General features: G+C 58.6%; 21 protein-coding genes and 1 pseudogene. 20 read left to right on the forward strand and 2 right to left on the reverse strand.

The window, feature by feature from the left end; all coding sequences use genetic code 11:
• The first annotated feature begins 109 nt into the window (after positions 1–109).
• Positions 110–1,096, forward strand: coding sequence for a hypothetical protein (locus B5477_RS04510; protein WP_079698622.1), 987 nt, complete (start codon positions 110–112; stop codon positions 1,094–1,096).
• A gap of 105 nt (positions 1,097–1,201) precedes the next feature.
• Positions 1,202–2,467, forward strand: a complete 1,266-nt coding sequence (locus tag B5477_RS04515; protein WP_079698623.1) for a replication-associated recombination protein A — start codon at positions 1,202–1,204, stop codon at positions 2,465–2,467.
• 35 nt (positions 2,468–2,502) lie between these two features.
• Here the strand turns inward: B5477_RS04515 and B5477_RS04520 are convergent, their stop codons facing one another.
• Positions 2,503–3,705, reverse strand: coding sequence for an Ig-like domain-containing protein (locus B5477_RS04520; RefSeq protein ID WP_079698624.1), 1,203 nt, complete (start codon positions 3,703–3,705; stop codon positions 2,503–2,505).
• A gap of 354 nt (positions 3,706–4,059) precedes the next feature.
• Between B5477_RS04520 and murD the strand changes: the two genes are divergently transcribed.
• From murD to B5477_RS04610, 17 genes and pseudogenes are all read left to right on the forward strand, one after another.
• The gene (gene murD, locus B5477_RS04525; RefSeq protein WP_079698625.1) at positions 4,060–5,451 is read left to right on the forward strand and encodes a UDP-N-acetylmuramoyl-L-alanine--D-glutamate ligase; all 1,392 of its coding nucleotides are present in this window, start codon (positions 4,060–4,062) and stop codon (positions 5,449–5,451) included.
• A 63-nt stretch (positions 5,452–5,514) separates the two neighbouring features.
• Positions 5,515–6,552, forward strand: coding sequence for a M42 family metallopeptidase (locus tag B5477_RS04530; protein ID WP_079698626.1), 1,038 nt, complete (start codon positions 5,515–5,517; stop codon positions 6,550–6,552).
• Positions 6,546–7,565, forward strand: coding sequence for a M42 family metallopeptidase (locus tag B5477_RS04535; RefSeq protein WP_079698627.1), 1,020 nt, complete (start codon positions 6,546–6,548; stop codon positions 7,563–7,565). The genes B5477_RS04530 and B5477_RS04535 overlap by 7 nt, the downstream gene beginning before the upstream one ends.
• Positions 7,562–8,356, forward strand: coding sequence for a GNAT family N-acetyltransferase (locus B5477_RS04540; RefSeq protein WP_079698628.1), 795 nt, complete (start codon positions 7,562–7,564; stop codon positions 8,354–8,356). Before B5477_RS04535 ends, B5477_RS04540 begins: the two co-directional genes overlap by 4 nt.
• A 15-nt stretch (positions 8,357–8,371) precedes the next feature.
• Positions 8,372–9,649: a methionine gamma-lyase family protein gene (locus B5477_RS04545; RefSeq protein WP_079698629.1), complete on the forward strand. Its 1,278-nt coding sequence runs from the start codon at positions 8,372–8,374 to the stop codon at positions 9,647–9,649.
• A 220-nt stretch (positions 9,650–9,869) separates the two neighbouring features.
• Positions 9,870–10,298 carry a 50S ribosomal protein L13 gene (gene rplM, locus B5477_RS04550; RefSeq protein ID WP_079698630.1) on the forward strand — a complete coding sequence of 143 codons (429 nt, stop codon included), beginning with the start codon at positions 9,870–9,872 and terminating at the stop codon, positions 10,296–10,298.
• A 19-nt stretch (positions 10,299–10,317) separates the two neighbouring features.
• Positions 10,318–10,719 carry a 30S ribosomal protein S9 gene (rpsI, locus tag B5477_RS04555; protein WP_079698631.1) on the forward strand — a complete coding sequence of 134 codons (402 nt, stop codon included), beginning with the start codon at positions 10,318–10,320 and terminating at the stop codon, positions 10,717–10,719.
• Positions 10,720–11,162: 443 nt separating this feature from the next.
• Complete coding sequence (locus B5477_RS04560; RefSeq protein WP_002576359.1) at positions 11,163–11,984, forward strand: ParA family protein; 822 nt, start codon at positions 11,163–11,165, stop codon at positions 11,982–11,984.
• Positions 11,941–12,867 carry a ParB/RepB/Spo0J family partition protein gene (locus B5477_RS04565; protein ID WP_002576358.1) on the forward strand — a complete coding sequence of 309 codons (927 nt, stop codon included), beginning with the start codon at positions 11,941–11,943 and terminating at the stop codon, positions 12,865–12,867. The genes B5477_RS04560 and B5477_RS04565 overlap by 44 nt, the downstream gene beginning before the upstream one ends.
• A gap of 12 nt (positions 12,868–12,879) precedes the next feature.
• On the forward strand, positions 12,880–13,155 hold the full coding sequence (locus B5477_RS04570; RefSeq protein ID WP_002576357.1) for a DUF5720 family protein: 276 nt from the start codon (positions 12,880–12,882) through the stop codon (positions 13,153–13,155).
• 27 nt (positions 13,156–13,182) lie between these two features.
• Positions 13,183–13,374 (forward strand): hypothetical protein, encoded by a 192-nt coding sequence (locus B5477_RS04575; protein WP_002576356.1) that lies wholly within the window; start codon positions 13,183–13,185, stop codon positions 13,372–13,374.
• Positions 13,375–13,443: 69 nt separating this feature from the next.
• Complete coding sequence (locus B5477_RS04580; RefSeq protein WP_002576355.1) at positions 13,444–14,337, forward strand: DUF6017 domain-containing protein; 894 nt, start codon at positions 13,444–13,446, stop codon at positions 14,335–14,337.
• A 48-nt stretch (positions 14,338–14,385) separates the two neighbouring features.
• Positions 14,386–14,748: a DUF7768 domain-containing protein gene (locus tag B5477_RS04585; protein WP_002576354.1), complete on the forward strand. Its 363-nt coding sequence runs from the start codon at positions 14,386–14,388 to the stop codon at positions 14,746–14,748.
• Positions 14,741–15,052 (forward strand): DUF5720 family protein, encoded by a 312-nt coding sequence (locus B5477_RS04590; RefSeq protein ID WP_002576353.1) that lies wholly within the window; start codon positions 14,741–14,743, stop codon positions 15,050–15,052. Before B5477_RS04585 ends, B5477_RS04590 begins: the two co-directional genes overlap by 8 nt.
• 101 nt (positions 15,053–15,153) lie before the next feature.
• Positions 15,154–15,654, forward strand: coding sequence for a PcfB family protein (locus B5477_RS04595; RefSeq protein WP_002576352.1), 501 nt, complete (start codon positions 15,154–15,156; stop codon positions 15,652–15,654).
• A gap of 2 nt (positions 15,655–15,656) precedes the next feature.
• A pseudogene (locus B5477_RS04600) lies at positions 15,657–17,252 on the forward strand (VirD4-like conjugal transfer protein, CD1115 family); the annotation flags it as partial.
• Positions 17,253–17,439: 187 nt separating this feature from the next.
• The gene (locus B5477_RS04610) at positions 17,440–17,751 is read left to right on the forward strand and encodes a CD1845 family protein (protein ID WP_002578493.1); all 312 of its coding nucleotides are present in this window, start codon (positions 17,440–17,442) and stop codon (positions 17,749–17,751) included.
• A gap of 33 nt (positions 17,752–17,784) precedes the next feature.
• Here B5477_RS04610 and B5477_RS04615 read toward each other — a convergent pair whose 3' ends face one another.
• The gene (locus B5477_RS04615; RefSeq protein WP_002578494.1) at positions 17,785–18,024 is read right to left on the reverse strand and encodes a helix-turn-helix domain-containing protein; all 240 of its coding nucleotides are present in this window, start codon (positions 18,022–18,024) and stop codon (positions 17,785–17,787) included.
• Between the two features lie 120 nt (positions 18,025–18,144).
• Here B5477_RS04615 and B5477_RS04620 point away from each other — a divergent pair, with 120 nt between their 5' ends.
• On the forward strand, positions 18,145–18,582 hold the full coding sequence (locus B5477_RS04620; RefSeq protein WP_002578495.1) for a hypothetical protein: 438 nt from the start codon (positions 18,145–18,147) through the stop codon (positions 18,580–18,582).
• Positions 18,583–18,628 lie beyond the last annotated feature (46 nt).

Genomic DNA, 18,628 nt, shown 5'->3' on the forward strand with positions numbered 1-18,628 from the left:
AAAAGCTTGAAAGGTTTGTCTTTCAAGCGGCCGGTTCTTCACCTTGGCAGTTGTAATACTGCCATTTCGCCAAGGCCAAAACCGGTTCCCAAGAAAGGAGTGTCAAGGAATGAAAAAGCTGATTGTCGGCGTGTTGGCAGGGGTGCTCAGCCTGGCGGTCGCGCTGCCGGGCGCGGCGGCCAAGATGCGATCCACCAGCGTGCGGCTGGACGCGGGCAGCGAGGAGCAGGTCACCGGCGGGGTGGTGCTCGAAAGCTGGCAGTGGCCACAAAAGGACAGGCTCCTGCTGGCCTTCACCCGGGAAGGGGTGGAGGAGCCGCAGCGGGTGATCGCCCAGCTGAATGTCGAGGAGGGGCTCGCCGGGAGCCTTTACAGCACCGCCAAGAAGGGCGAGCTCGGCTTCAAAAGCCGCTTGTACGACGACCGGGCGGAATTTTTGCTGGGAGAGAATCAATTTTCTTTGGAGTTGCCCGACGGCGGAGTGCTGCGCACCGAGCGCGCCGACTTCTACGGGGACTACCTGCCCGAATTTAAGGGGGAATACTTCTACCAGGGGGTACAGTTTAACTCCAGCGAGGAATACTATTTCTGCGAGCGGATGGCCCGGGGCCTCGGAATGAAGGGGGAGGCCGTCTGCGACAAGCTGATGGTCTACTCCAACCGGGGGGACAACCAGGGGGAGGAGATCGCCATGATCGGGTTCCCCTTCCAGGTCAAGGGGAACGAGAAGAACATGCGCTGGATGCGCGCCTCGGACCGGATCCTGGTACAGGCCAAGGTGTACCTCCCACAGGAGTACGGCTCCTATGAGACCCAGTACTACGTCTACAACGCGCCCTCCGCGACCCTGATCTCCAAGTTTACGCTCAAAGAGAACGACCTGGTGATCCAAGACACCTACAAATCGAAAATTTTGCTGCTCTCCGACAGCCAGGAGCCGGTGCTCTACCTGTATGACTACCGTGAGAAGAAGCTCCAGGAGCTGGACCGCTTCACCCGCCCGGTGCAGGCGCGCTTCTCGCCCGACGGCACGCGCGCGGCGGTGATCCGTGAAAAGCGTAGCTTCGTGCCGACCATCTATGAGCTGGAGAGCTGACGAGAGCCGGGACGCGTTCGCGTCCCGGCGTTTTTTTGGTTGGCAAAGGGGGAAAAGCGCGGTATAATAGCTATCATATCAAGTTTCATGGATTGAGGTGAGAGGATGACAAGCCCACTGGCGGACCGGCTGCGCCCGCAGGACCTTGGCGAGGTAGTGGGGCAGCGGCATATCCTGGGGCAAGGCAAGGTGCTGCGCCGGCTGATCGAGGGGGGCACGATCCCCAATCTGATCTTCTACGGGCCCTCGGGGGTGGGAAAAACCACCGTGGCGCGGATCATCGCCGAGAAGGCCCACAAGAAGCTCTACAAGCTCAACGGCACCACCGCCTCCACCTCGGACATCCGGGAGATCGTGGAGAACCTGGGCAGCCTGGAGGCGATGGGCGGGGTGATCCTCTATCTGGACGAGATCCAGTACCTCAACAAAAAGCAGCAGCAGACCCTGCTGCAATTCATCGAGGACGGGTCGATCACCCTGATCGCGTCCACCACCGAGAACCCCTACTTCTATATCTATAACGCGATCCTTAGCCGTTCGACCGTCTTTGAATTTAAGCCGGTGGAAAAGGAGGAGATCCTCCCGGCGCTCGGGCGCGCCAGGACGCTGCTCGAGGGGGAGCTGGGGGAGAAAATCGAAATTTCAGGCGAAGCGCTGGAAAAGATAGCGACCCTTTCGGGCGGGGATGTGCGCCGCGCGCTTAACTCCTTTGAGCTGCTGGCCCTCTCGGGCGAGAGCGCGGACGGGGTGCGCCGGGTGGCGGACGGGAGCGTGGAGGAGGTCACCACCAAGAGCGTCATGCGCTACGACCGCTCGGCGGACGAGCACTATGACATCCTCTCGGCCTTTCAAAAGTCGATCCGAGGCTCCGACCCCCAGGCGGCGCTGCACTATCTGGCAAGGCTGTTGCAGGCGGGGGATTTGATCTCGGCCTGCCGGCGCATGCTGGTGTGCGCCTGCGAGGACATCGGGCTCGCCTATCCGCAGGCCATCCCGATCGTCAAGGCCTGTGCCGACATCGCCATGCAGGTCGGGCTGCCCGAGGCGCAAATTCCCCTGGGCGACGCGGTGGTGCTGCTGGCCACCGCGCCCAAGTCCAACAGCGGCTGCATGGGGATCGAGGCGGCGATGGCGGACATCGCCGCGGGCAACACGGGGCCAATCCCGCGGCAGCTGCAAAATAAGCACTTCGACGGCGCCGAGGTGAAGGTCAAGGGGCAATTTTACCAGTACCCGCACGACTTCCCGAACCACTACGTCGAGCAGCAGTACCTGCCGGACAACCTGAAAGACCGCGTCTACTACCAATACGGTGAGAACAGGACCGAGCAGGCGGCGAAAGGCTACTGGAAAAAGATCAAGGGAAAATAGAAAGGGCCCCGAGAAACGGCTTCTCGGGGCTTTTCTTATGGATTTAAAATGATGGCGGGGCGGGTTGGACAGGAATTATACACCCCCATCTGGTCATTGAGATAGCCGGAGATTGAAACGGTGCAGGCGATGTTGGACCAGTCCTGCCGGGGCGAGCGCAGCCAGGAATAGGTCTTCGCGTTTGCATAGAGCGTGCCGATAGGGGAATAGGAGGTGGCGGTGGCCCCCTCCCCCGCGAGCCAGCCAAACTGCCGGGGTATCTCATAGCAGTCCAGCGCCCAGCTGTTCCTGCTGCTGCCGTAGAGCTCGTAGGCGCTGGGCAGCCAGACCGGATCGCCGACTTTGGCGTGGGGGGAGAGCTTGGCCTGCCGTTCGGGCGACAGGCTTTGGTAGTAATCCAGGCACTGCTGGCGGACGGTGCTGGCGCTGTAGATGTTGTTGTCTCCAAATTCGCCGCGAATGACATTGAAGTTTGCCAGCAGCACGACCGAATAGCGCTTCCCGCCGAACTTCGTTCCATCGTCGTCCACCACCCACCAGCTCTTCCCCGCCCAAGTCACTGTCTGGCCGAGGGAGGAGGAGTCGATGGGGTCGCCGTTGTCGTCTACCGGAAGATCGACGGCTACCTTGCAGCTCGCCTCCACCTTTCCGCCATAGACGCTGGCGGTCACGGTCGCCGTCCCCCGCGAGACGGCGGACACGAGCCCAGTGCCGTCCACCGTGCAGACGGCCGGGTCGCTGCTGCGCCAGCCGACGGGGGCGGCGTAGTCGCGCACCGTCATATAAGGGTGACCGGTGGGGCCGGTGGCGGCGAGGCTCGGATTTTTCTGCACCGTCAGGCGGGCGGAGCGCTGGCCGTCGGTCTGGAGCTGGAGGGTGGGGGAAAGCGTCAGGCTTTTGATGGCGTTGTAGGTCATGGTCAGCGTCTTGCTTGACCCCTTGCGCAGGCCGGAGAGGGCCGTTGGGGGCTTCGAGGCCACGGTGACGGTGAAGTCGACGTCTTCCTGCGGCGGGTCGGGGATGGGCAGGTAGTAGGTGTACTGTCCCCCTTTGATTACAGTTTTGCCCTCGTCGGGCGCGAGGGTCAGCCCGCCGCCCGAGGCCGACACATCGAAGCCGCCGATGGCCGCATCCTGCGCGTTCACCGTCAGGATGACGTATTCCGTCGCGGCGGCCGCGGCGGCGGGCAGGGACAACAGGCACAGCGCCAGAGAGACGAGAAAGCATAGGCGTTTCATTCGATCACCATTCCTTTTGGGCGGCAACAAAAAGACCAGCAGAAAGGATTTCTGCCGGTCGCCGCCTGCGGGGGAAGGGGGTGAAAAGGGGCGGATTCCCTTGCATTTCCCGCCAAAAGAGGATATAATTAGGAAAAGTGTGGGAGAGAATGGGATTTTTTTCGCTCCCCGCGCGAAAACACGGTAAAATTAGGCCGCTGGAAATCCTTTCTGGCGGCCTTTTTGCGTACAAAGGAACCTGAGAAAATCCCGCATTTGATTGATATTTCAAATTCCGTCCACTATAATAATAAGGTATGGGATTTTTCCCCTTCTGCCGGAGCGCGGGAGGCTGGACATAAAGGAGAGTATGGCATGAACGACAGGGCGCAGCGCTTTTTTGATTTTATCCGCGGCAATCGGGTTTCCATCGTGGGGGTCGGGGTAACCAACACCGATCTGGTCCCGCTCTTTTTGGAGAAGGGGGCGCTGGTCACGGTGCACGACAAGCGCAGCCGCGAGCAGCTCGGCGAGGTGTGCGATCGTTTCGAGGCGCTGGGCGCAAAGCTCGCACTTGGGGAGGGGTATCTGCAAAAGGTGGAGTGCGACGTCCTCCTGCGCACCCCGGGGATGTACTTTAAATCCGAGTTTTTGGAGCGGCTGCGCCAGGACGGCGCGGTGGTGACCAGCGAGATGGAAATCTTTTTCGACCTGTGCCCCTGCCCCACCTTCGCGGTGACCGGCTCGGACGGCAAGACCACCACCACCACCCTGATCGCCGAAATGCTGCGGGAGGCGGGCTACCGGGTGCATCTGGGCGGGAACATCGGCAAGGCGCTGCTGCCGGGGATCGAAGAGATTACCCCGCAGGATATGGCGGTGGTGGAGCTCTCGAGCTTCCAGCTGATCTCGATGCGCTGCGCGCCGGATGTGAGCGTGGTAACCAACGTCGCCCCCAACCACCTGGATGTGCACAAGGATATGGCCGAATACATCGCCGCCAAGCGCAATATCTTTCTGCACCAGAACGCCTTCTCCAAAACGGTGCTGGGTCTCGACAACGAGATCACCCGCACCTTCCAGGATGAGGTGCGCGGACGGCTTTTCTGGTTCTCCCGCCGCGAGCGGCCCCGGTTTGGCAGCTATCTGGCGGACGACGGGAACCTGTATCTCAATACCCGCGCGGGGAGCATCTGTCTGATGAAGCGGGAGGACATCCGCCTGCCGGGGATCCACAACGTGGAAAACTATCTGGCCGCCATCGCGGCGGTCTGCGAATACGTCACCCCCGCGCAGATGCGGGAGGTGGCGCGCACCTTCGGCGGGGTGGAGCACAGGATCGAATTCGTGCGGGAGCTTCAGGGCGTGCGCTGGTACAACGACTCGATCGCCACCTCCCCGACGCGCACCATCGCCGGGCTGCGCTCGTTTGATCAAAAGCTGATCATCATCGCGGGCGGGTACGACAAGAAGATCCCTTACCTGCCGCTGGCCCCCGAAATCAACAAACATGTAAAGGTGCTTGTCTTGACAGGCGCGACCGCCGAAAAGATCGAGCAGGCGGTGGTAGAGCACCCGACCTACGACCCGTCGCAGCTGCAGATCCTCCACGCAGCCGATCTGGAAGAGGCCGTGCGGCTCGCCCGCGCGGCGGCCGTGCCGGGGGACGTCGTCTCCCTCTCGCCCGCGAGCGCCAGCTTTGATAAATACCCGAACTTCGAGGCGCGGGGCAAACACTTCAAGCAGCTGGTCAATGCGCTGCAATAACAGTCGAAAACCGTATAAATAACATTGAAATATACAAAAAGTAATCGAAAAGGAGCGGATAAGATGGAAACGTCAGCATTGCTGCGCACACTCAGCGAAGCGGTCGGCGTGGCGGGAAGCGAAAGCGGGGTCCTCGCCGCGGCGAGGGAGGAGCTCCTGAAAATCGGGAAGTGCGAAGTCAGCCCCCTCGGCTCACTGATCTGTAAAATTCGCGAGCCCAAGGCGGGGGGAGCCCACGTCATGCTGGACGCCCACCTCGACGAGATCGGGCTGATTGTGACCGCCATCCTGCCGGATGGTTTTTTGAAGGTCTCGAACTGCGGGGGGATCGACCGGCGGATCCTGCCCGCCTGCCAGGTGACCATCCACGGCAGGGAGCCGCTGAAGGCAGTGGTCTGCTCGGTGCCGCCCCACCTGCAGGATAAAGAACAGAAAAAGACCCAGAAGATCGAGGAGTTCACCCTCGACGCGGGCCTGGGCTTCGAGGCGGCGCAAAAGCTGATCGCCCCGGGGGACCGGGTGACGATCGACGCGCCCTTCGCCGGGATGCTGGGCGGCAGGGTGACCGGAAAGAGCCTCGACAACCGCGCCGGGTGCGCGGCGGTGATGCGCGCGGGCGAGCTGCTGGCACAGTCTTCATTGGACTGTGGACTGAGCGTGGTGCTTTCCTCCTTGGAGGAGGTGGGCGAGCAGGGGGCGCAGTGCGCGGCCTATGCGCTCGCGCCCACCCACGCGATCGTGGTGGACGTCTCGTTCGCCGGCGCGCCGGGCCTCGGGCCGGTGCGGCAGGCAGCTTTCGGCAGCGGGGCGATGGTGGGCTTTGCCCCCACCCTTTGCGGCGAGATGAGCCGGGGGCTGATAGAAACCGCCGAGCGCCATAAGATCCCCCACACCCCCGAGGTGATGGGCGGGAAGAGCGGCACCAACGCCGACAACATCGCTGCCTCGCGCGGCGGGGTGCGCACCGCGCTGCTCTCGATCCCGCAGCGCAACATGCACACCCCCGTCGAGATCGTGGACACCGCCGACATCGAGGCGGTGGCAAACCTCATCGCGGCCTATCTGTGCGACAACTTTTCATTGGAGGGATTCGGATGCTAGAGCTGATCAAAGAGCTTTCCCTGCTCGACGGGGTGTCGGGCGACGAGGGCGCGGTGCGCGAGCGGATCATCAAAGAGATCGACGGGAAATGCGAGTGGAGCGTGGACCCGCTGGGGAACATCATCGCGCTCAAAAAGGGGAAGCGCGCCACGGACAAGAAAATCCAGCTTTCGGCCCATATGGACGAGGTCGGCTTCATCATCACCCACATCGGCGAGGACGGGCTGCTGCGCTTCGCGCCGGTGGGCGGGATCGACGTGCGGGTGACGCTCGGCAAGCGGCTGCGCATCGGGAGAAAAAGACTCTGCGGCGTGGTGGGATTAAAGCCGATCCACCTGGTGAGCGAGGAGGAATTTAACACTCCGCCCAAGATGGACGAGCTCTATATCGACATCGGTGCAAAGGACCGGGAAGAGGCGGCGGGGCTGGTGGAAGTCGGCGAGCGCGCAGCGTTCGAGAGCGAATTCATCGAGTTCGGCGAGGGCTTCTTCAAGTGCAAGGCGCTGGACGACCGCGCCGGGTGCGCCCTGCTCATCGAGCTGATCAAAGGGGAAATCGAATATGATACCGCCTTCACCTTCACGGTGCAGGAGGAAAACGGCTGCTTTGGGGCGATGACCGCCGGCTACACCGTGGCCCCGGACGTTGCGATCGCGGTGGAGACCACCACCGCCGCCGATCTGCCCGACACCCCCGAGCACAAGAAGGTCTGCCGCCTGGGTCAAGGGCCGGTGGTCTCCTTCATGGACCGGGGGACGGTCTACAACATGGAGCTTTACCGCGCTCTGCTCGCGCGCGCACGGCAGGAGGGAATCGCCTGCCAGCCCAAGACCGGGGTCTACGGCGGGAACGAGGCGCAGAGCCTGATCTCCAGTAAAGCCGGGGTCAAGGTGCTGGCCGTGTCTCTGCCCTGCCGCTACCTGCACTCGCCCAGCTGCGTGCTGCAAAAGAGCGACCTCTGTGAGACGCTGCGGCTGCTGCGCGCCGCCATCGCGCTGGCGGGCGGGCAGTGATCCGCTTTGTGGATTCCCCCGCGCGGCAGGCCGACCTTGAGAAGGTGCTGGCGGGGGAGGATTTGATCCATGCCTGCATGCTCTCTTCTTATTATAATGGCAGCCGGAGGGTGGGGAAGGACCTGCGCTTTTGGGTCTGCTACGAAGGGGAGGAGCCGCGCGCGGCGCTTCTGTCCATTTACGACGAGGTGCTGCTCTGCGACCGTGGCCTTGTGAAGACGGACGAGCTTGAGGAATTCCTGCGCTTTCTCGGCTGTGAGGTGCTTTGCGGGCGGGGGCTGCTGCTGCGGCGTCTGGCCCCGGGTGCGGGGCTCAGAGTGGACGAACTGGCCCCAGCCATGGTCTACCGCGGCGGGGCGCTGACGGCGGATGAGCCGGCGTTTTTGCCGGTCGAGGAGAACTTTTCCGGGCTTTACCGGATGATCGGAGAAAACTACGACCATTTCTTCGATTGCGGCGGCTACGAGGGGTGGCTGGCGGACTACCGCTTCAAGCGCCTCGACGGGGTCTGCCAGATATATGCCTACTGCGAAAATGGCGCGCCGGTGGCCACCGGCGCGCTGACCTGCGCGAGCGGGCGGTGCGCCGACCTCGGCGGGATCGTGGTGAGGCGGGACCATCGGGGCCGCGGCCTCGGGCAGAGGATGGTCCGCTTCCTGATCGCAAGGGCCCAGGAGCACCGGCGCCTACCGGTGCTCTGCTGCGCCGGGGAGGAGCTGCTGGGGTACTACCGCGGCCTGGGTTTTGAACAGTATGACGAGTGGGCCTGCGCATTGGCACAGAATACATAGAGATAGGAGAACGGGATGGAACAGCCATTTTTTCAGATAGACAAGCGGATTCTCGCGCTCTCGGAGCAAATTGAGGAGCAGATCGCGCCTCAGTTGAAACACATCGACGGGATCGCCCAATATAACACCTGCAAGGTGCAGCGGGCCTTCGCGGACCAGAGGGTCAGCGAGAGTCATTTCGCCGGGACCAGCGGCTACGGCTACGACGACCGGGGACGGGAGACCCTCGAGCGGGTCTTCGCCCAGGTCGTGGGGGCACAGGATTCCCTCTACCGGCACAACTTCGTTTCGGGCACCGCGGCACTCACCTGCGCGCTGTTCGGGGTGCTGCGCCCGGGGGACCGAATGGTCTGCCTGACGGGGACCCCCTACGACACCCTGCACGGGGTGATCGGGCTGCTGCCCGAGCACGCCGGGCGCGGGACGCTAAAAGACTTCGGCATTCAATATGAACAAATCGAACTGAAAGACGATCAGATCGACCTCGGCGCGGTAAGCGGCGCGGTGGCGGGCGCGAAGATCGCCTACATCCAGCGCTCGCGCGGGTATTCGCTGCGAAGGTCGCTCAGCTGTGAGGACGTGCGGCTGGCGGCCGCCGCGGTCAAGGCCGCCGACCCGCAGGTGCTGGTGGTGGTGGACAACTGCTACGGCGAATTCGTGGACACGCTGGAGCCCACCGAGGTGGGGGCCGACCTGATCGTGGGGTCGCTGATCAAGAACCCCGGCGGCGGGATCGCCCAGACCGGCGGCTACATCGCGGGACGGGAGGACCTGGTGGAGCTCTGCGCCTGCCGCCTCACCTCGCCGAGCACCGGCAAGGAGGTGGGCTGCACCCTCGGGCAGCTGCGCTCGATGTACATGGGCCTCTTCTTCGCGCCCACCGTGGTGGCCGGCGCCGTCAAGACGGCGACCTTTGCCGCCGCCCTCTTCGAGGCGGCGGGCTACCGGGTGTCGCCCCGGTGGGACGAGCGGCGCGCGGACATCATCCAGACCATCGTGCTGGGCAGCGGCGAGCGGGTGTCCGCCTTCTGCCGCGGGGTGCAGCAGGGCGCGCCGGTGGATTCGTTCGTCACCCCCGAGGCGTGGGACATGCCGGGGTACGACGACCCGGTCATCATGGCGGCGGGGGCGTTCAACATGGGCGCCTCGATCGAGCTGTCGGCCGACGCGCCGATGCGCGAGCCCTACGCCTGCTGGCTGCAGGGGGGGCTGACCTGGCCCTCGGGGAAGCTGGGGGTGCTGCTGGCGGCGCAGTCCATGCTCGAAGCGGGCGTGCTCTTTGGCAAAAAATAAAAATGAATCGTGAGGATTCGTGAGTTATCAAAAGAAAACAGGAGTAAAATAGAGATTGAAGGACGCGGATTAAAAAATTGCTAAAAAGTCCTTGACAGCGCATAATAAAGCCATTATAATGATACCTGTTGGTTTGAAGGTCTGTCCAAAAGGGAGCAAGGTTCCCCCCACGGGACGATAGGAGCTTTCAAAGAGTTAAGGTAATATGGAGGTATACACAATGTCAACTACAATGCCGAAGGCCGCTGAGCTCGGCCGCAAGTGGTATGTGATTGATGCAGCCGGCAAGCCGCTGGGCCGTGTCGCTGCCAAGGCCGCCGTGCTGCTGCGCGGCAAGCACAAGACCACCTTCACCCCGAACGTGGACTGCGGCGATCACGTGGTGATCGTCAACTGCGACAAGGCGGTCCTGACCGGGAAGAAGCTCGATCAGAAGTTCTACCGCCGCCATTCCGGCTGGGTCGGCGGGCTCAAGGAAATGAGCTACGGCCACCTGATGGAAGAGAATCCCGAGAAGGCGATGACCCTCGCGGTAAAGGGCATGATCCCGGACAACGTGATCGGCCGTCATGCACTGACCAGGCTGCGCACCTACCGCGGCGCCCAGCACCGGCACGAAGCGCAGAATCCGCAGGAATACACCCTTTAATCGGGAGGAGGAATAAGGAATGTACGATACCAAACAGTTTTTCTACGGCACCGGCAGAAGAAAGAACTCGGTCGCCAGAGTCCGCCTTTATCCGGGCAACGGCGCCATCACCATAAACGGCAGAGACATTGACGATTACTTCGGGCTCGAGACCCTCAAGCTGATCGTCCGCCAGCCGCTTGAGCTGACCGAGACCACCGGTAAGTTCGACATCGTCTGCAACGTCACCGGCGGCGGCGTCTCCGGCCAGGCCGGCGCGATCCGTCACGGCGTTTCCCGCGCTCTTCTCGAGTTTAATGGCGAGGCCCTGCGCCCCGCGCTCAAGAAGGCCGGGTTCCTGACCCGCGACCCGAGAATGAAAGAGCGTAAGAAGTACGGCCTCAAGGCTGCCCGTCGCGCTCCGCAGTTCAGCAAGCGCTAAACTTTATCAAAAGTGGTCAAAAACCCCGGAACTACGCGGTTTCCGGGGTTTTTCCTTTTCAAATGGTTTGACGCAATTTGACAGAACGAAGCCTCTTTTAACCCGTTTTCTATGGGTTAAATGGTGGACAACCACCCCAAAAAGAGGGCTTATGGGTTAAAAAATAGGACAACCGAGACGCGATTTTGGGATGCCAAGGGGATGTTTATTTATACATCTCCAAGAGACCTTTTTCGTGAAAACGGTTTGTCTGAATTTGACCTAATTTGAACAAAAGAGAATAAATCTAATCGCCAAGCGCTCAGTATTTTCTACTGGGCGCTTTTTGCGTTTCCGGGGAATTTCATTCCGGGATAAGAAAAGGCCGTCACTTTCAATTTTTGAAGTGGCGGCTTTTTCTATTTCCAGAAGCCATAGAACAATTCAGAAATGAGGTGAAGTCATTGAACACGCAAATCATCGCCATCGCCAACCAGAAAGGCGGCGTTGGCAAGACAACCACCTGCGCGAACCTGGGGATTGGGCTGGCGCAGGCCGGAAAGAAAGTGCTGCTGATCGACGGGGACCCGCAAGGCAGCCTGACCATCAGCCTGGGCCACCCCCAGCCGGACAAGCTGCCCTTTACCCTGTCCGACGCGATGGGCCGTATCCTGATGGACGAGCCGCTGCGCCCCGGCGAGGGTATCCTGCACCACCCGGAGGGCGTTGACCTGATGCCCGCAGACATCCAGCTCTCCGGCATGGAGGTCTCCCTGGTGAACGCCATGAGCCGAGAGACCATCCTGCGGCAGTATCTGGACACGCTCAAGGGACAGTATTCCCATATCCTGATTGACTGCCAGCCATCCCTGGGTATGCTCACGGTCAACGCCCTGGCCGCCGCCAACAGGGTCATAATCCCCGTTCAGGCGGAGTACCTGCCCGCCAAGGGCCTGGAACAGCTGCTCCAGACCGTAAACAAGGTGAAGCGGCAGATCAACCCCAAGCTCCAGATCGACGGCATATTGCTGACGATGGTGGACAACCGCACCAACTTCGCCAAGGAGATTGCCGCCCTGCTGCGGGAGACCTATGGCAGCAAAATCAAGGTGTTCGGCACCGAGATTCCCCATTCTGTCCGGGCAAAGGAGATCAGCGCCGAGGGCAAAAGCATTTTTGCCCATGACCCTAATGGCAAGGTGGCCGAGGGCTATAAGAATCTGACCAAGGAGGTGATAAAACTTGAAAAGCAGCGCGAAAAAAGTAGAGCTGGCTCCATACGATGATTTGTTTTCCACCGAGGAAAGCCGCCAGGATGCCAAGCTGGAGAAGATACAGGAAATTCCGCTGTCTGAGCTGCACCCATTTAAGGGGCATCCCTTCAAAGTCAAGGATGACGAGGCCATGATGGAGACCGCCGACAGCGTTCGGCAGTATGGTGTTCTGGTTCCGGCGATCGCCCGCCCGGACCCGGAGGGCGGCTATGAGCTGGTTGCCGGTCACAGGCGGCACCGGGCCAGTGAGCTGGCCGAGAAAGAAACCATGCCTGTCATTGTCCGAGACCTGGACGATGATGCTGCCACTATCATCATGGTGGACAGCAACTTACAACGTGAAAGCCTGCTCCCCAGCGAAAGGGCCTTTGCTTACAAGATGAAGCTGGAGGCTATGAAACACCAAGGCGCACGGGGGGACTTAACTTCGTCCCAACTTGGGACGAAGTTGCGTGCAGATGAATTGTTGGCGCAGCAGGCTGGTTCGAGTAGGAACCAGGTGCAGCGCTATATCCGCCTGACGGAGCTGATTCCCGAACTGCTGGATATGGTCGATGAAAAGAAAATCGCCCTCAATCCGGCTTATGAGCTGTCCTTTCTCAAAAAAGAAGAACAGCGGGATTTGCTGGACGCGATGGACAGCGAACAGGCTACCCCCTCTCTCTCCCAGGCTCAGCGACTCAAGAAATACAGCCAGGAGGGACATCTGACCCTCGATATGATGCGCGTCATCATGGGTGAGGAAAAGAAAAGTGATCTCGACAAAGTGACTTTCACCTCCGACACCCTGCGGAAGTATTTCCCCAAAAGCTATACGCCCCAGCGGATGCAGGAAACCATTATCAAACTGCTGGAGGCGTGGCAGAAGAAGCGCCAGAGAGACCAGGAACGATGAAAGGAGCCGCCTATGAGGGATATTTCAGCCCGTGAGCTGAAAGGACACAATATCTTGGCCGTAGAGCGTTTTCAGGACAGCACCCGCTGGATGATCGAGTTTTCCGTTCAGCGCCCTTGTTCCTACGGCTGCCCCGGCGATGATATGCGGCTGTTTCTTACGGAGGACGGGTATCAGGCCGCCCTCGTAAGCCAGAAGCGTCGGGAAATCAAAATCAAGCGGTATGCCCGTGTGATCGAGGGCCATGTGCTCGACTTCAAACCGGACAAGCGCCGCCGCCACCCGTAAACTCATTATCACTACGAAAGGAAAGGAATGAATATGTGTACTGTCCAGAGCATCAAAGATGCCATCCGGGAAAGTTGCCAGTCCCAGTATGATATGGAATCCACCGACATTGACCGGGTTTTGCAGACCCTCCCGTTTTCGGAGCATGAGCCGATGTTCAGTCATCCGCCGAAGTACAAGCGTCCTTACCGGCCCTGGCAGAACAACAAAAACAGCTGAAAGCCACAGTCTTTTTCACGAAGGATTGTGGCTTTTTTCATGCCCTAAAATTAGAAAGGAGTGAAGTCAATGGCCGTTTTTCGCATTGAACGGACCAAAGATTATACCGTGATGAGCAATCATCACCTGCGGAACCACGAACTATCCCTCAAGGCAAAGGGGCTTCTTTCCATGATGTTATCCCTGCCTGATGACTGGAACTATACTACCCGTGGACTTGCGAAAATCTGCAAGGAGGGCGTTGATGCCATCGGCAGTGCGCTGCGGGAGTTGGAAACCGCCGGTTACATCGTGCGGAACCAGCTGCGGGACCAACAAGGCCGGATCAGCGACACCGAGTATGTGATTTATGAGAAACCCCAGCCCAGGCAGCCAGAAACGCCAAGGCCGGATACGGCTGTACCAGATACGGCTTCACCAGATACGGAAAACCCGTATCTGGATAAACCGGATACGGAAAAGCCCGCAGAATTAAATATAGAGAAACCAAATACTCAAAAACAAAATACTCATGGAGCAAGTACCGATTCCATTCCCTTCCGGGAAACAGCGGCAGCACAGCTGCCGGAACGGAAAGGAAGGGATGCGATGTCTGTCTCAGAGATAGAAAATTATCGGGAATTGATTCTGGAGAACATCGAGTATGACTATCTGTGCAGAGAGTTTTCGACCTACCGTGAGGACCTGGACGAGATTGTGGAGCTGATGGTGGAGACCGTTTGTGCCAAACGTAAAACCACTCGGATCGCTGGCAGCGACTTTCCCCATGAAGTCGTGCGCTCCCGGTTCTTGAAGCTGGATAGCGAGCATATCCGATTTGTCATGGACGGTATGCAGAAAAACACCACGGAGGTCCGCAATATGAAACAGTATTTGCTTGCAGTGCTGTTCAACGCGCCCACCACGATCAGCAATCACTACACCGTACAAGTCAATCACGATATGAACACAGGCGGCTGGTAAACAGCCGCTTTTCTGTTGCCCGGCAATACCGGGAGAAAGGATTTTGCCATGAAACGACCTCTTGCCTACATTACGGCTCCCTGGAGCAACAACCAGTATGAGAACGCCGAGAACGCTGCCACCTACTGCCGCCAGGTGTACGACGCCGGGTATTCGCCCATCTGCCCGGTTCTGTTCTTGTCCACCTTCCTCAAGGACGAGATTCCCCAGGAACACAAGGACGGGCTGGATATGGCGCGAGACTATCTGCGCCGGTCCCATGTGCTGGTGGTCTGCGGCCACGGCATCGACGAGACCGTGAAGAATGACATCGCCACCGCTGAGCGCCTGCGGATCACCGCTACCACCCTGGACGGTATCCTGACTGTGAAAGGCCAGGGACGCGGGAAAGGAGGTGCGCGCCATGCCTGAGCGTAAGACCGTGGGCCAGCTGATGGAGGAAATGCGGCTCAAGGCCGGGGCGCAGAACTACCACGGCCATGAGTACATGGATTTGGAGCGGTTTGCCGAGGACACCCGGCACATGATTATCTTCGATGTGCTGACCCACGATTCGCCGGTGGGCTGGAAAGGCGAACGGACCCGCCTGTTTCTGACGGAGGCCGGATACCAGAAAAGCCTGGAGAACCAGGAAAAGGGCCACATCAAGATTCTCAGCCATGCCAAGGTGCGCCAGGGACATCTGTACTATGACCGCTCCGATCAGCTGCGTTGAAAGGAGCCTGCCATGATGAAATACCTGCTGCGGCGGCTGGTGGTCCCGCCTTAGTATCAAGCGCCACCCCTGCAAAATCCGTGGAAAGGAGGCGATGACCTATGCAGGAGGAAGTGGAAAACAGGACTTTGACGCTGGTAGTCAGCGGAACAAAGTTTACCGGGCGGCTGTTTAAGGCCGCCATCACCAAGTACCTTGCCCACCGCAAGGAAAAGAAGCTGCAAAAGCAGAAAAGCCGGGATACCCCCGTGATTCCCCACGGCAAACAGACGGTGAAGCAGCTGATCGGCCAGAATCAGGGCGTTTCCAACATCGAGATCACCGACCCCTCCATCAAGGAGTTTGAAAAGATCGCCCGGAAATACGGCGTTGACTATGCGGTGAAGAAGGACCGCAGCAGCTCCCCGCCCAAGTACCTGATCTTTTTCAAAGGCCGCGATGCGGATGCCCTGACCGCTGCCTTTACCGAGTACACCGGCAAGAAGGTCAGAAAGGCGCAGAAAACAGAGCGTCCGTCCGTGCTGGCAAAGCTGAGCCAGTTCAAAGAGCTGGTGAAACACGCCGTTGTGGACCGGAACAAGCGGAAGGAGCTGGAACGATGAAGATGAAAAAGCAACTTGACATCAAAAAGCTCCTTTTGCTGAATATGCCCTATATCCTGATGGGGCTGTTCGCAACCAACTTCGGTGAAGGATGGCGGATGGCCGTGGGTGCGGACGCTTCGGCAAAAATGCTTTCGTTCTTCTCCACGCTGCCGGTGGCGCTGGCCAGCTGGTGGCCCAGCCTGCACCCTTTGGACCTGCTGGTGGGGCTGTGCTGCGGCGCTGGCCTGCGATTGGCCGTGTATCTCAAAAGCAAGAACGCCAAGAAGTACCGGCACGGTATGGAGTATGGCAGCGCCCGCTGGGGCACCCATGAGGACATCGCACCCTACATCGACCCGGTGTTCCAGAACAATGTGATTCTGACTAAAACCGAGAGCCTGACCATGAACAGCCGCCCCAAGGACCCCAAGACCGCCAGAAACAAAAATGTGCTGGTGATCGGTGGCTCCGGTTCCGGCAAGACCCGCTTCTGGCTGAAACCGAACCTGATGCAGATGCACAGCTCCTATGTGGTGACAGACCCAAAAGGCACCATCCTGGTGGAGTGCGGCAAAATGCTTCAGCGCGGCACACCCAAGCTGGGCAAGGACGGCAAGCCCATGAAGGATAAGCACGGCAAGGACATCTATGAGCCTTATCGGATCAAAGTCCTCAATACCATCAACTTCAAGAAGTCCATGCACTATAATCCCTTTGCCTACATCCACTCCGAAAAGGACATCTTGAAACTGGTCACGACGCTGATCGCCAACACCAAGGGCGAGGGCAAGGCCGGGGACGATTTTTGGGTTAAGGCCGAGACGCTTTTGTACTGCGCCCTCATTGGGTATATCCACTACGAGGCCCCGGTGGAGGAACAGAATTTCTCCACCCTCATCGAGTTCATCAACGCGATGGAGGTCCGGGAGGATGACGAGGAGTTCAAGAACCCCGTGGACCTGATGTTTGACGCGCTGGAGGCAGAGAAGCCCAACCACTTCGCCGTCCGTCAGTACAAAAAGTACAAGCTGGCTGCGGGCAAAACCGCAAAATCCATCCTGATTTCCTGCGGTGCGCGCCTTGCCGTGTTCGACATCGCGGAGCTGCGGGAGGTCACGGCCTACGACGAGCTGGAGCTGGATACCCTGGGAGACCGGAAAACCGCCTTGTTCTTGATTATGAGCGACACGGACGATAGCTTTAACTTCCTGATCTCCATGTGCTACACCCAGCTGTTCAATCTGCTCTGCGAAAAAGCGGACGATGTGTACGGCGGGCGGCTGCCGGTCCATGTGCGGTGCCTCATTGACGAGGCCGCCAATATTGGACAGATCCCTCGGCTGGAAAAGCTGGTTGCCACCATCCGAAGCCGTGAGATTTCCGCCTGCCTGGTGCTGCAAGCACAGTCCCAGCTCAAAGCTATCTACAAGGACAACGCCGATACCATCATCGGCAACATGGATACCTCCATCTTCCTGGGCGGCAAAGAGCCGACAACCCTCAAGGAGCTGGCCGCCGTGCTGGGCAAGGAGACCATCGACACCTACAACACCGGCGAGAGCCGGGGCCGCGAGACATCCCATTCTCTTAACTACCAAAAGCTCGGCAAAGAGATTCCCGCTACTGTGTGGATGGACTTCTCAGCCGGACACCGGACGAACTATTCGAGGTGCTGTTATCTGATTATCGCAGCTATGAGGAACTGCGGCTAACCAAAGGATGCCGAGAAGTGACGGAAGAAGATGAAAGACAGGCAGAAATTCTCTGTCAGAGCTTTCGGGAACGATGGAAGGAGGAAGAAAAATGAGGGCGATCTGGTTCATTCTGAAACTGCCGTTGAAGATTTTAATGGCTCCGGTGATTCTGTCGCTGACCCTGTTCGTCTGGATTTGTGTGGGGATTGTCTATGTCTCCGGTTTGGTGCTGGGGCTTATCAGCATGGTGGTTGCCCTGCTGGGTGTGGCAGTTCTGATTACTTACTCCTTGCAAAACGGCATTATCCTGCTGGTGATAGCATTTCTCATTAGTCCCTATGGTTTGCCAATGGCTGCAATCTGGCTACTGGGCAAGGTACAGGACTTGAAGTTTATCATTCAAGATTTGGTTTATGGATAATATGAAAACCTCCGACGAATTTCGTCGGAGGTTTTATGGTTCTAGGTTATCTTCTTGAAAAAGCGGCGATGCAAAAAAGGTATCTATCCCAATCCCCATTCCTTGGCACATCTCATGAATGATCCGTAGCTTAACCGAATCATACGAGCAGTTGATGACATTTCCAATCGTAGACTTGGGAACACCGCTTTTCATATACAGTTGATATTGTGTCATTTTTCTTTCATCTAGTAATTCTAACAGACGTTTGCTTACCGCCTCGTTTAGCTTCATTCTATACACCGCCCCTGTGACTGTACTATATTTAGTATATGGGCAGTTTTGCTAAAATTAGTCCCTGTACCTGTACTAATAGAGCTATTTGCAGTATGATGGTAATAGGGGTGCCATCGTATGAACGTAACTTTTTGTGGCCATTCGCAAATCACAAAGGCAGACAATATTGCGAATTGGCTTCGCAATGTAACACAAGACCTAATTGAGCAAGGAGCAACAACTTTTTATCTTGGAGGATATGGAGAGTTCGACAGTTTAGCAGCGTCTATTTTACGGGAACAAAAGAAAAAGTATCCGCAAATCGAGCTGGTTCTTGTATTGGCATATTTGAACACTGGCCGGGATGTTTCTGGCTATGACAGTACCGTGTATCCACCGCTGGAAAACGTACCGCGCCGTTTTTCGATTTCTCATAGAAATCGCTGGATGGTAGAGTCCGCCGATGTAGTGGTGGCCTATGTTCTCCATGATTGGGGCGGAGCAGCCACAACGTTACGGTGTGCCAAACAGAAAAAGAAGCAGATTATTTCATATCGTGATGAAATGGGCAGCTGAGGTTGTCTATTTTGCTGCCACTTCATATTTCCAAAACTGTTGAACG

Source organism: Provencibacterium massiliense (genome assembly GCF_900169495.1).
GTDB lineage: Bacteria > Bacillota > Clostridia > Oscillospirales > Ruminococcaceae > Harryflintia > Harryflintia acetispora.